This window comes from Desulfosporosinus metallidurans (assembly GCF_001936615.1).
Lineage (GTDB): Bacteria > Bacillota > Desulfitobacteriia > Desulfitobacteriales > Desulfitobacteriaceae > Desulfosporosinus > Desulfosporosinus metallidurans.
Genome location: NZ_MLBF01000001.1, coordinates 57,153 through 70,305, shown reverse-complemented (window position 1 = coordinate 70,305; position 13,153 = coordinate 57,153). Strand labels below are relative to the sequence as shown.

At 46.5% G+C, this 13,153-nt stretch carries 12 protein-coding genes; 7 read left to right on the top strand and 5 right to left on the bottom strand.

What is annotated here, in order from left to right; translation table 11 throughout:
* Positions 1 to 231: 231 nt before the first annotated feature.
* From DSOL_RS00345 to rpoN, 7 genes are all read left to right on the top strand, one after another.
* Complete coding sequence (locus tag DSOL_RS00345; RefSeq protein WP_075362912.1) at positions 232 to 1,497, top strand: MFS transporter; 1,266 nt, start codon at positions 232 to 234, stop codon at positions 1,495 to 1,497.
* A 223-nt stretch (positions 1,498 to 1,720) separates the two neighbouring features.
* Positions 1,721 to 3,463, top strand: coding sequence for a B12-binding domain-containing radical SAM protein (locus DSOL_RS00340; protein WP_075362911.1), 1,743 nt, complete (start codon positions 1,721 to 1,723; stop codon positions 3,461 to 3,463).
* A gap of 64 nt (positions 3,464 to 3,527) precedes the next feature.
* The gene (locus DSOL_RS00335) at positions 3,528 to 4,730 is read left to right on the top strand and encodes an extracellular solute-binding protein (RefSeq protein ID WP_075362910.1); all 1,203 of its coding nucleotides are present in this window, start codon (positions 3,528 to 3,530) and stop codon (positions 4,728 to 4,730) included.
* A gap of 26 nt (positions 4,731 to 4,756) precedes the next feature.
* Positions 4,757 to 5,650 (top strand): RNase adapter RapZ, encoded by an 894-nt coding sequence (gene rapZ / locus DSOL_RS00330; RefSeq protein ID WP_075362909.1) that lies wholly within the window; start codon positions 4,757 to 4,759, stop codon positions 5,648 to 5,650.
* Positions 5,647 to 7,017 carry a gluconeogenesis factor YvcK family protein gene (locus DSOL_RS00325; protein ID WP_075362908.1) on the top strand — a complete coding sequence of 457 codons (1,371 nt, stop codon included), beginning with the start codon at positions 5,647 to 5,649 and terminating at the stop codon, positions 7,015 to 7,017. Before rapZ ends, DSOL_RS00325 begins: the two co-directional genes overlap by 4 nt.
* A 114-nt stretch (positions 7,018 to 7,131) precedes the next feature.
* Positions 7,132 to 8,082: a DNA-binding protein WhiA gene (whiA, locus tag DSOL_RS00320; RefSeq protein ID WP_075362907.1), complete on the top strand. Its 951-nt coding sequence runs from the start codon at positions 7,132 to 7,134 to the stop codon at positions 8,080 to 8,082.
* 41 nt (positions 8,083 to 8,123) lie between these two features.
* On the top strand, positions 8,124 to 9,524 hold the full coding sequence (gene rpoN / locus DSOL_RS00315; RefSeq protein ID WP_075362906.1) for an RNA polymerase factor sigma-54: 1,401 nt from the start codon (positions 8,124 to 8,126) through the stop codon (positions 9,522 to 9,524).
* Between the two features lie 117 nt (positions 9,525 to 9,641).
* Here rpoN and DSOL_RS27775 read toward each other — a convergent pair whose 3' ends face one another.
* From DSOL_RS27775 to dhaL, 5 genes are all read right to left on the bottom strand, one after another.
* Positions 9,642 to 9,986 (bottom strand): hypothetical protein, encoded by a 345-nt coding sequence (locus DSOL_RS27775; protein WP_170871406.1) that lies wholly within the window; start codon positions 9,984 to 9,986, stop codon positions 9,642 to 9,644.
* 54 nt (positions 9,987 to 10,040) lie between these two features.
* Positions 10,041 to 11,750: a phosphoenolpyruvate--protein phosphotransferase gene (gene ptsP, locus DSOL_RS00305; RefSeq protein ID WP_075363095.1), complete on the bottom strand. Its 1,710-nt coding sequence runs from the start codon at positions 11,748 to 11,750 to the stop codon at positions 10,041 to 10,043.
* Positions 11,751 to 11,759: 9 nt separating this feature from the next.
* Positions 11,760 to 12,026: an HPr family phosphocarrier protein gene (locus DSOL_RS00300; protein WP_075362904.1), complete on the bottom strand. Its 267-nt coding sequence runs from the start codon at positions 12,024 to 12,026 to the stop codon at positions 11,760 to 11,762.
* Positions 12,027 to 12,102: 76 nt separating this feature from the next.
* Positions 12,103 to 12,495, bottom strand: coding sequence for a dihydroxyacetone kinase phosphoryl donor subunit DhaM (dhaM, locus tag DSOL_RS00295; RefSeq protein ID WP_075362903.1), 393 nt, complete (start codon positions 12,493 to 12,495; stop codon positions 12,103 to 12,105).
* Positions 12,496 to 13,140 carry a dihydroxyacetone kinase subunit DhaL gene (dhaL, locus tag DSOL_RS00290; protein ID WP_075362902.1) on the bottom strand — a complete coding sequence of 215 codons (645 nt, stop codon included), beginning with the start codon at positions 13,138 to 13,140 and terminating at the stop codon, positions 12,496 to 12,498.
* Between the last annotated feature and the right edge of the window lie 13 nt (positions 13,141 to 13,153).

The following is a 13,153-nucleotide window of genomic DNA, read 5'->3' as shown; positions in this document are numbered from 1 at the left end:
CCTAGACATCCGAGCGAACCGGACCATGTCCAAAGCAATGTGCCCGCAGGTGAGCACAAGGATGAGAGTCTTTCGCCACGTTTGTGTGTGAGAGGCCCTCTCTTATGTCGATTATTGTATAAATGTGTAGAATATCTTTTAATGAACTAACAAGGATTTCCCCTGTATATTATAGAATATTACATTTAAGTATTAAATTAATTTCAGAGGATTATTTTGGGGGATGGTATTTTGGTACTTGAAGAAAGAGCTGTTAAACCTCTAACCTTATTAAAAGAGAAAGACTTTACTCTCTTACTAATCGGGCAATTCGTATCCGCTTTAGGAGATAAGCTCCACTATGTTGCGTTAGGTGTCTTGATTTTTAGATTGACAGGGAGCGCGTTGGAATTAGGCAAGATGACTTTTGCCACGTTCCTACCCTATTTATTGTTTGGACTCATCGCAGGCGCCTATGTCGATCGTTGGGACAAAAAACGCACAATGATATCTGCCGATTTATTTAGGGCAGTGATTGTTGGCTTAATTCCTTTCTTGATTGGTTACTCAATAAACTTAGTTTATCTTTTAACGTTTCTTAGTACTACGGCGAACTTGTTCTTTAGCCCAGCAAAAATGGCTGTCATTCCGGCAATTTTCACCAAGGAGAAGATTCTCACGGCGACGTCTATGGCTGAGACTGTCGAAAACATTACGGAAATCTTAGGGTATGCCTTGGCTGGTGTTTTAATCATGTTTTTCCCTATTCAAAAGGTATTTTATTTTGATTCTTTGACGTTTTTGTGCTCGGCACTGGCAATTTTCGCGATGAGTTTTAAATTTGAAACGAGGGATCAAGCAGACAGAACGTTAGATAAGGAAAATGAGCCGCATATTTTTCAGGATATTATCGAGGGGTTAAGCTACATATGGAAAACAAAGAAACTAGTCTTCACATTACTTTCGTACTGTTTTGTCTTACTGATTTTCAGTGGCTTTAGTCCGTTGATTTTTGTCTATGCCTTAGATACGCTTAAGACATCAACCGCCGGACTAGGGGTCCTTGAGGCGAGCGCGGCGGTGGGTATCACGATAGGAAGTCTAGCGCTTAGTGTTTGGGGAAATCGTATGAGCAAGGAACAGTTGGTGCTCTGGGGTTATTTCATCTCCGGTATTACGATAGCAATTTTGGGAATTTTCCCTTGGTATCCCCTGGCACTTATCGGGTTTTTTATGACGGGGGTTTCGAACGCCATGTTCTTGATTCCCATACAGAGTATCTTTCAGGAGGAGACAGTGGCTCCAATGCGAGGAAGAGTTTTCAGTGCTCGCTTTGCTTTGACTCGCGTGGCCTTTATGGGTTCCGTGAGTATTCTGACGTTTGGTGCCACTAAAATTGGGGTGGAAAAGGTTTTCGTGTTTTCAGGGTTAAGCTTACTCCTGGGGACTATGATCTTGTTGGGGTATACTTATGTGCAAGCGAAGAAGGTTTCTGAGACTATTTCCAAGACTGTCTAACAGAAGGGGAACTTCTTCACCCTAAGCTTACTGTGAAAGACCGTTGATTTCGCCTCCTAGAAATTAGATTAAGAATGTTCTAAAAAGAGCAGGGTAATTTTCGTCCTGTTCTTTTGTTGTTCCGGCCTTTCGCCTGATTAAGAAAGGATCTCGGATTATCTGGCACAGGAATTGCATTACAGAGGCCAAACCGCTATACTTAGGGCGAAGGGAGGTGTCGATCTTGAAGGTTCTATTAGTGGCCTTTAATGCTAAATATGTTCATACCAACCTAGCCCTTCGCTATTTACTCGAAGGTGTGCGCTCAGTCAATTCGGACGTTTCCTTGCGGGAATTTAGCATAAACGATCATCTTGATCAAATTGCAGGGGAAATTTATGAAGCCAAGGCCGACGTCATTGGCTTTTCAAGTTATATCTGGAACATCAAAGAAATAGTGGCGGTAATCAGACATCTTCACCCGGTATGCCCGAATGTGCGTTTTGTGATCGGGGGCCCAGAAGTTTCCTTTGAGGCGGAGAAATTTCTCCTTGAACATCTTGAGGTGGATGCCCTTGTTGTCGGAGAAGGAGAAAAGACATTCTTGGAGCTCCTCCGGACGTGGCAAAACGGCGGTGATCTAGCTCAGGTTCCAGGCATTGCTTGGAACGAGAACGGCAAAATCTTTGTCAATCCGCCGCGCCAGGCGGCGCCTGATTTAAATGATCTGCCGCTTCCCTACACAGAAAATGAAGACTTTACAGGCCGAATTGTCTATGTGGAAACAACTAGGGGATGCCCATTTAACTGTCAATATTGTCTATCCTCAACCTTTCAGGGGGTGCGGTTTTTAGAGGCTGAGCGGTTTCGCCATATGTTTCGGCTTTTACTGGAAAGCGGTGCCCGTACCATAAAGTTTGTAGATCGAACCTTCAATGCTCATAAGCGTCATGCCTTGGGGATTTTGGATATCGTACGGGCAGAAAGCGAATGCCTCCCGGATGCTCAGCGTGTTCGGGTACATTGCGAAATGGCAGGGGACCTATTGGATGACGAGTGGATGGAATACTTCAGAAATTATCCGCTGGGTTTAATCCAATTAGAAATTGGGGTGCAATCCACGCACCAACCGACTCTGGAGATTGTTTCCCGTCGCCAAAACTTTAACGCTTGGAAAAAATATGTACCAGAAATGAAGGGCTTAGGGATACCTTTACACCTTGACCTGATTGTTGGGTTACCGGAGGAAAACTGGACAGATTTCCGGACATCGTTTAACGACGTTTACCAAGTCGAACCGGATATGCTGCAACTTGGATTTTTAAAAGTACTTAAAGGATCGGGACTTAGACTACAAAGCAAGCGTTATGGTCTCGTGTTCACTCCAGATCCGCCCTACACGATCTTAGAAACTCCAGTTTTAACACATAGTGAAATACTTCAATTACAACGCATGGAAGATGTGCTCGATAAATATTATAATTCAGGGAAGTTTGTTCATGCCTTGCGAGAAGTTCTCAAATTGTTTCCATCCCCGTTTGACTTTTACGATGCGTTTGCAGAGCTATGGCAGCAACGGGGTTGGTTTCAGAGGCAGTGGCAGGGGAAAGCCTTATTTGATAAGTTATGGGAATTCGTCGACAATCAAGATGTCCTCGTGTGGGACGGAATCCGCGACGCTCTGCGTTTTGATTATTACCTGTGGGAGCGCCCGAATGTCGTACCTGACTATCTTAGGCCTGAAATCGGCTTGAACACTGAAGAAGCGAATCAGTGGAAATCTAAGCAGGAAGATATTCGCCGAGATGGTTATTGGCAAGAGGTGGTACCGGAGTTCATAGAAATGGATCGACGTCAGTGGGGTCGCAACACAGCAGTGGCCTATTTCAGCTCGGATATCTTACAGGAGGATGAACAGAAAACTCCGTGCTGGTATCTGTTCCATTATCGACAAGGGAAGGTGAGGCCCTATCGGTATGAAGGATGATTCACCTAATAAACCTCACTAAATTTGAAGGCAGGTCAAATGCCGGATTATGGAGTGCAGCAAAATGACTTCTCAGAGTTATCTGCGCAGAACCATAGCGCTATGGTTCTGCATCATAATACTAGTTATTGTTGCCACGGGGTGTGCGAAACTACCTCAGACTGGACAGCCTGGTGGCCCCGCCCCCGCGGTCGTGGATGTCTGGCATTCCTTGCAGGGAGCTGAGGCAGACGCTCTGCAAGTGCAGGTTCAAGCCATCATGAAGTCACATCCTGAAGTGATCATCAAACTTAAATATGTCCCAGAGCAAAATTTTGTAGCCTTTTCCTATCAAGCGGAAGCAGGAGGGGAAGGACCGGAGATTTTTCTTGCCAGAAGGGAGATTATCCGCCAGCTCTATGAGCAGGGGTCCTTGGCTAAGGCAGTATACACAGATCAAGAGGGGTTTCCTGCTGCTTTGGCGAGCTTTCGATTTGGGGGGGTGGAGTATGCACTTCCTTGGTTGACTGATGTTCCTTTGCTTTACTTTAGAACAGATACAGCGGGTGTTCCTGCTAGCTTGGCAGATCTGTTCTCAACTAAAGGGGGGGTCTCAGTTGCTTCCGCGGACACTGCCACACTTTCGGCCTGGTGGAATGGGCAAGGTGGACGGCTCATGAATGGGGGAAACCCAGCTATGGATGATCCCAGCAATGTTGCTTTCCTTCAACAACTCTTGACTTGGAGGAATGCCAAAGCCCTTCGAATCGAACCAACGGCACTTACTGCCTTTGCGAGTGGGCAAACCCCCTATGTGATTGCGGGGGCAAGTCAAGCGAGTCTCTTAACTCAGCAAAATGTTCCTTGGGGGAGCATGCAACTAGCTGACTTGGTGAGTGGACAAGGAAAACCGCTTTTAGGCATGACACTGGGAATCGCAAACTCTGAGATTAAAACGAAGGAAGCGATGATGCCCGCGATTCAAATCGTTGAAAAAGCACTGCTCACCCCGGAAGTGGAAGGGGCGTTGCTGAAAGCTGGACGGCTTCTTCCAGCCAATATGGGGTATTATCAAAGTGCAGAGGCCCAGAAAGGCGTTTTTCCTCAGGCCAATCTGGCACTTTCTAAGGCGTTGGTTTTAGAAGGGAATGCCCCAGAGTGGAAGTTAATTCCCCTACAAGATACGGCGTGGAACAACGCTTTAGCAGGTAATGCTACTCCACAAGACGCCCTGGCTAGTGGGCAAGGGCAAGCCGTTAAAATCATATCAGCTAAGGGACAGCCGTAATCTAAATAGAGGAGGGGGTGAAGAAAATGGATAATAGTGAATTAGAACTCATTGTCATCACGGGTTTATCTGGAGCTGGAAGGACTCAGGCCATGCAAAGCCTAGAAGACCAAGGGTTTTTCTGTGTCGACAATTTACCACCGACCTTTCTCGTGAAATTTGCGGACCTTTGTGCCCAGTCACGTGGAAAGGTCTCCAAAGCAGCGATTGTCTGTGATTTGCGCGGGGGAGAATTCTTTTCCTCACTCAGTGAGGCCTTAAGTAATTTAGAGAAGGAAGGTTTTCATCTTCAAGTCCTCTTTTTGGACGCTTCGGATGAAACCTTGATTCGACGTTATAAAGAATCGCGGCGTCGGCATCCTCTTTCTCCTCAAGGACGAGTCTTAGATGGGATTCAGGCCGAACGCCAGCAACTGGAGGACTTGAGAATTAGGGCAGACACAATTATTGACACGTCGGACTTAAGCTCCCAACAACTCCGCAGCCAAGTGGCTGAGCTTTTTGGTAAAACGCAGGGGCTGGGCCAAATGGCTGTTTCAGTCATCTCCTTTGGTTTTAAATATGGAATTCCGCTGGATGCGGACCTTGTCATGGATGTGCGCTTTCTACCGAATCCGTTTTATATCCAAACATTACGCCCTCTGACCGGCGAGCACACCTTGGTTCAGGATTATGTCTTTGGAAATACGATGGCCCAAGAATTTATGGAGAAGTACTTGGCTTTATTGGAATTTATTCTTCCGAATTATGTTAAAGAGGGAAAAACCCATTTGGTTATAGGGATTGGGTGTACAGGTGGACAACATCGCTCCGTGGCCATCGCCGAACGGGTAGGGCAATTCTTAACCGAACGTCAGTATGCCATCAGTGTTAAACATCGGGACGCAGCAAAAAATCAAAAGGGTGGAACGGCAAGATGAACTCGAAAATGAGTGAGGGCGTCTCACGCTATTTGAAATGGCTCTACCCCAATCTGAAAGTCAAGCGCTGGTTTATCCTTGCAGTTTTCGGAATTTTCCTTTTCGCTACCGGGTTTTCTGTCATGAATGACGGAGTGGCTCTCGGCTACGCAGAATTACAGTTCCGGGAGATTATTTATAAGATGACGGGCAGCACGCAATATATTGCCGTGCCGACGGGTGCAATCATCAGTTCTCTGGGAATCATTGCCATTATAATAGGCTTTAAACGCATGCTATACTCCATCATTTCGTCCGTACTCCCAGATAACGAGGGAAGAATTGTGGATGTAATTTATGCCCGCCACCATTTGCGCAGAGGGCCGAAGATTGTCGTGGTAGGCGGGGGGACAGGGCTTTCAGCTCTTCTACGTGGCCTAAAGCAATACACTTGCAATCTTACGGCCATCGTTACAGTTTCGGATGATGGGGGTAGTTCGGGGAAATTACGCGACGAAATGGGTATTCAGCCCCCAGGAGATGTGCGAAACTGTCTAGTGGCCTTGGCGGATACAGAAGAGATAATGGATACGCTTTTCTCTTACCGTTTTGAAAGCGGAGCACTGGAGGGGCATAGTTTAGGGAACCTTCTTCTGGCAGGGCTAACTGATACCTTTGGGGATTTCCAAAAGGGGATTGAACAGATCAGTAAGGTGTTTGCTATTCGTGGTCATGTGTTTCCCTCCACCTTGGAACAAGTTGTACTCATAGCAGACTTAGAGGATGGGACCCGTGTAAGGGGGGAAACATCGGTTCGAGATACCGAGGGGAAAATTCGTCGAGTTTATCTAGAACCTTATGATTGCACCCCTTTGCCTGATGCTATGCAGGCCTTAGAAGAGGCGGATCTTATTGTACTGGGCCCGGGAAGTCTCTATACGAGCGTGCTGCCCAATCTATTGGTAGAAGGTCTCCAAGCTAAAATCCGAGCAGTGAAAGCCCCTTGTGTCTATGTTTGCAATGTTATGACGGAAAAAGGAGAGACGGACAATTACCGAGTGTCGGATCACCTTAAAGCGATTCTGGATCACTGCGGTGCGGGCTTTGTAGATGCGGTACTTGCCAATAAAGGGGCCATCACAGCGCCAATTCTAAAACGGTATGTTGAAGAAGAAGCGGTTCCAGTGATTACTGATCCCAAAGTGGTGGAGAAAATGGGTGCCAAGTATTTTGAAGCCAATTTAGTGCAAGAGGAGAATGTTGTTCGCCACGATTCAGATCGGCTGGCTAAGGAACTCATTCGTTTGCTTTTCCGTTTAAAACCCATGGGAGAGCGCATTGCTTTAGTCGATTCGTACTTACTCGCTCAAAAGCTCCGCAAAGATTAAACTCGAGGTGCGATGTGCGATGCTCGATGCGCGAATGGAGACGTTCGATATCGAACGTATTAAACGTTTCCATTCGAACCTCGCGCCTCGTGCATCGATGAGGGGGTTGAGAAGTTGTCCTTTAGTGCTGTTACCAAAGAAGAACTTGCACGCTTAAGTGGTCAGAAACCCTGTTGTGAGTTAGCAGAATTAGCTGCTTTAGTCCGCATGGACGGCACGCTCCAAATCAGTGGTAATCAACAGTATGCTTTGAATGTGATCACGGAAAGTGCTCCGGTGGCGCGTAAGATCTTTCGCTTGGCTAAGGATGTGTTAAAGCGACCGGTGGATATTGTCGTTCGACGCAAACTTAGGCTTCGCAAAAATAACTCCTATTTAGTTAAAATCTACCCTCGTGGGCTGGAAGACTTACAAAACTTAGGTCTCGTTGACGAAGAAGGACAAATTTATAACGGGATCCTCCCTAATCTCATTAAAAAACGCTGTGATCAAAAAGCTTATTTACGAGGAGCGTTTTTGGCTGGGGGCTCGATTAATAACCCGGAAGGGACCTATCACCTGGAAATCGTCAGCAATGATGAGCAACATGCCAAAGCCTTATGTCAGTTGATTAACCGTTTTAAATTAGGGGCTAAGGTGAGCATGCGCAAGCATTTATATGTGGTCTATATTAAAGAAAGTGAACACATAGTAGAATTTATTGGTCTTATAGGAGCGCATCACGCACTTTTAGAGTTTGAAAATGTCCGCGTGCTCAAAGATGTCCGGAATCAAGTGAATCGCCTCGTCAATTGTGAAACTGCAAATCTCGATAAAATCGTCGATGCCGCTGTGCGTCAGTTGGAGAACATTCAACTTATTGCGGAAACGATAGGACTTCAGTCTTTGCCGCCCACCCTTCGGGACTTAGCGGAACTTCGAATCGAATATTCGGAGGCTAGTTTAAAAGAACTTGGGGAAATGTTACGGCCAAAGGTCGGGAAATCTGGCGTCAATCACCGGATGAGAAAGATCGATGAATTGGCTGAGCGAATCAGGAACCAAAAGGTGGGAAACCTAGAGTAAAGAATATGTAACGTAAAAGTCGGAGATGTGGGGGGAATAAGGTGCGGTTAGGGTATGGTTTGAGTCTAGAGCAAACTCAGAAACTAATTATGACGCCAGAATTGCGCCAAGCAATTACCATTTTGCAGTTGTCCGCACTCGAACTTTCCACGTATGTCGAGGAGCAGCTTATGGAGAATCCTTTGTTGGAAACCCAAGAGGAAAGCACTGAGCTTAAAGGGGAAGAAGAGCCTACTCCAGCAGTGGAAAGCTTACCCGATGACAAATGGGAAGTGGATTGGCAGGACTATTTCCAAGATCAGGATGAAAATCGCATACGTCAGGAACGGGTAGTTGTAGAAGAAAAACAACGGTTCGATCCCTTTATTACGGCAGCACCTACACTTTTAGAACACTTGCTGGAACAATTGCATGTTCAAAAAGTCTCGGCTTCATTAGACGTAGCAGAATACATTGTGGGCAACTTGAATGACAAGGGCTACCTTATGTTATCATTGGAAGAGGTTGCAAAGGAAACTGATGCCTCCCTCGAAACGGTCGAGGAAGCATTGGCCGTCGTGCAGACGCTTGATCCTCTGGGGATTGGAGCTCGAAATCTCGAGGAATGCTTAGCTTTGCAATTACCGCTCCTCACGGACTGTCCTCCGGAATTACCGGAGTTCTTAAAGCATCTAGAAGACTTGGCAGCAGGACGTCTTCAACGAATAGCTCATGCCTTGAAAATTTCCTTGATTAGGGTCCAAGAACTTGCAGATTTGGTACGTCAACTGGATCCAAAACCCGGACTCCAATTTTCCGGTCCGGGAGAGGTACGCTATGTCGTCCCGGATGTCGTGATTGAAGAAGTTGGAGGAGAGTATATTATCTTAGTCAATGATATTACCGTACCTCGCTTAGGAATCAACAAGGCCTACCGTGAGGCCCTCAGCCAGGAGGAAGGGACTGACACCCGCAAATTTGTAGAACAGAAATTGAACGCGGCGGCCTGGCTGATTCGCAGTATTGATCAGCGGCGCCTAACGCTTTATAAAGTAGCGAATGCTATTGTGAAATGGCAAACGGAATTTCTCCGCTATGGGATTCGTCATTTGAGACCACTGACCTTAAAGGATATTGCCGAGGAAATTGGAGTTCATGAATCCACTGTGAGTCGAGCGACATCCCATAAATACGTACAAACCCCTCGGGGTATTTTCGAATTTAAGTTCTTCTTTGCCAACAGTAAAGGACGAGGGCATAATAACGACTCTACTATCACGACTGAAGGAATTAAACTAGCCCTGCGCGATATTATTAATTCTGAAAATCCCAGAAACCCATATTCTGATCAAAAGCTAGCAGATCTTCTGAAGGCTAAAGATATGGAGATTTCCAGACGTACGGTGGCCAAGTACCGCGATGAGTTGGGGATTGCGGCGACGACGGTGAGGAAACGGTATTAGGGGGGCGACCGAGAAGTCGCGAAACACTCGGTCAGCCGCTACGGACGTGGGCCAAACTAAGGCTGAAACGCTTTGATGAGAGCAGGCGGGGTGCCCACCAAATTCGGCATCCTTGCCTCAGTTGGCGGCTTCGAACATCCTTGTGCTCAGCCCCGCTTTGGGGGGAAGCGCTTGAGCCAAGTTTGGCGGGCCACTCAGTAAAGGCTTCGCTCCGTGTTTCGCGACTTTCTCTGGGGAGTCGTTGGGTTTGGAAGATGAGAAAGCACTGGAGAAAGCGTTGTTTGCGGTTTCTCCAGTGGCTTCTTTGGTTTTATCCGTTTGATTAGGCCGAATTAATTGTATAACCCGTAGGGCTGCCGAAAGATACACTAAGTTCCCACACCAGCAAGCCCCATAAAAGAGGCCACTACAGCCCAATAAGACGTTTGCTACTATCCCAGAACCAAATAAAAGTATAATCATGGTGCCATATCATTTCAGCTAAGACTTTTGCTGTCATCATCTAGAGACTCCACCTTAGTTTTTTAAAGCCTTTACCAAATACTCACGAATCTCCACGCCATCATCGAGAGAAAGAACCTGCTGCAGTAGATCTTTAGCTAGCAGAACATCAATACCTCGAATCAGCTCTCTAACTTTCGGCATAGCGGTTGCGTTCATACTTAATTCATCTATCCCCATTCCAACAAGTAATATCGCAGCCAGCGGATCACCGGCCATTTCACCGCACATTCCCGCCCAGATACCCTGATCATGGGCAGCAGAAATTACACCGTCGATTAATCGAAGTACTGCAGGATGGAAATAATTATAGAGCTTTCTTACTTTCTGATTACCGCGGTCAACCGCTAAAGTATATTGAACAAGATCATTCGTGCCAATACTGAAGAAATCACATTCTTTAGCCAAATGCGGGGCTATCACCGCCGCGGCCGGGGTCTCGACCATAATCCCAAGTGGTACGCTCCGAGCAAAATCCTTGTCCTCATGTTCCAGTTCGCTCATCGCCTGGCCTAGACATTCTTTGGCACGTCGGATCTCTCCGGAACTGATCACCATCGGAAGCATTAGCGCTACATTACCGTATACTCCGGCCCTCAAGATGGCTTTAAGTTGAGTAACGAACAAATCGGTACGCTCAAGGCTAATACGAATTGCCCGCCAGCCTAAAAACGGATTAGATTCCTGATCGATATCCAGATAAGAAAGTGGTTTATCCCCTCCAATGTCCAGCGTACGGATAACGCATAAATTTTCGCCGCATTTCTCCGCTACCTCCCGGTAAGCCTGAAATTGTTCCTCCTCGGTGGGGAAGTTATTTCGGCCCATGAACAAAAACTCTGTGCGGTAGAGACCTACCCCATCGCAACCGAACATTAAAGCCTGCTCCATATCCTGAGGCGTACTAATATTTACTGCCAATTGCACCCGCTTTCCATCAACAGTAACGGCCGGCAATGATGCATTAGCCAAATCACGCACATATCGTTCCCGTTCTTCCCGGATTCGTGCCAAGTATAAGCCGAGTTCAGCTTTATCAGGTGAAAGCACTACTTCGCCGCTAGTTCCGTCCAAAGCTACTTGTATGCCATCTAGCAGTTTTAGTGACCCGGGAACGCCGACAACGGTAATTATGCCTTTGGCCTTTGCGATAATAACTGCATGCGAAGTAGTACTTCCATGTTCCAGAATTAAACCTGTGACAACTTCGGACGAGATATCCGTCAAAACGGATGGTTCAATATCCCGAGCAAACAAAATTATCGGTTCGCTTCCCAGTTCAACACCACGAACATCAAGCAGAATCTTTGCTATCCGGCGGCCAATATCAAGAACATCCGCAGACCGTTCCAGCAAATATTGGTCATCTATCGCAGCGAATTCGGCTGCATACTCCTGAGTAACCTCCAATACTGCCTGCGGTGCCGACATCGAGTCCTTAATTTTTTGCAGCACCGCCTCTTTCAACATAGGATCGCCCAACATGGCAAGATGGGCTTCCATAATACCTGCCTGCTTGTCTTCCCCGTGTTTATTGGCGTTCTCAATGATCTTCTCAACTTGCTCGGTCGCCTGGTTTAAAGCCACGAGAAATTTTTCAACCTCGCGCACAGGAGCTTCGACCGAATAATGATGTAAATGCCTTGACAAATCTTCTGACAACACTTTAATTTTGCCAATAGCAGTACCCGCTACAATTCCTATTCCCTTGAGAACTTCAGACACTGTCAATACCTACCTCTCGCCAAAATTGCTTTCGACCAAGGCTGTAAGCGCCTCTATGCACTCTTTTTCATCCACGCCGTCGGCGGTAATGGTAATAGCTGTGCCATAAACCAAACCCATACTCATCACCGATAATATACTCTTAGCATCTGCCACTTTGTTGTTATCTGAAATTTTGACCTTACTGTTAAAGCTAGCTGCTTTTTGGACAAACTGAGCTGCTGGACGGGCATGTAAACCGTTTGGGTTCATAACTTTTAATATTACATCAATCACCCTATCCCCATTCCTTCCGATATTCCATTATTTTATCAGTGATTAGTTTGGCCGCTTGTCTTTAGTTCTTAGATGTTCATCTCTTTCGGAGTTCACGTGCATCTTCCGCAGTAGCAAGCACCTCGGACAAAGGACCCCCCAGCGAAGCTTGAACAACCGCACCGATTGAGCCTTCCAAAACCGGAGCATCGGCAATCTTAACCCTATTTCGTAAATCTTCTTCAAGCAACTCCAGCGCAGTTTCAGTGCTTAATATGGCGCTACCGAGGTCGACCATAATCACAACACCGCTACCGTCGTCAGCAGTTTTAATCGCTTCATAAATTTTAACGGCATCAGTACCGATATCTCCATCAGTCGTACCTCCCGCAGCAATAATTTTTTGACCTTTCCTAGCCATTTGAGCCGCCATATCACGAATTCCTTCAGCAATTTTTGCGCTGTGGGACACAATCACTATACCCACCATTTAATTTACCTCCAAATTGTTATGGCGGCAAAAATCTGCCAAGGCTTTAAGCATAATATAGGATGAAGTGGCACCAGGATCTTGATGCCCTAAGCTGCGCTCGCCAAGATAACTGGCTCGTCCTTTTGTGGCAATAATAGTTTTGGTATACTCGACTCCCTTATATGCTGCATCACAAGCCAAGGCCAGACACTCCACAAGAGATTTTTGCGCCTTGATTCCATTGGCAAAAGCCTCGCACGCTGGTTCTAAGGCATCAAGCATGGTCTTTTCGCCACTGGTAGCTTTTCCTCGTTCTTTAATCCCGTTAGTAGCCGCTTCAAGCATCTGAACGGCGGTGTGACTACCTATGCAGGAAATGCCTTGCGCAAGTGCTGCCGCTCGCAAAAAAGCCGTACCGTAAAGCGGGCCGGAAGCGCCGCCAACCGTAGATATTAGAGTCATACCTACGGTTTTCAGCACTGTACCAATGTCAGTGTGCGTAGGAAGACCCTTAACTTTAATTAGAACCGCATCAAATCCTCGCGTCATGTTAATACCATGGTCGGAGTCGCCGATAGCTGCATCAAGGTCGGTTAAGAATTCTTTGTTTTTGCTTATTGCTATGCTGATAGCTTCAATTGCTGCTATTGCAGTGTGACTCACATTAATTACCTCC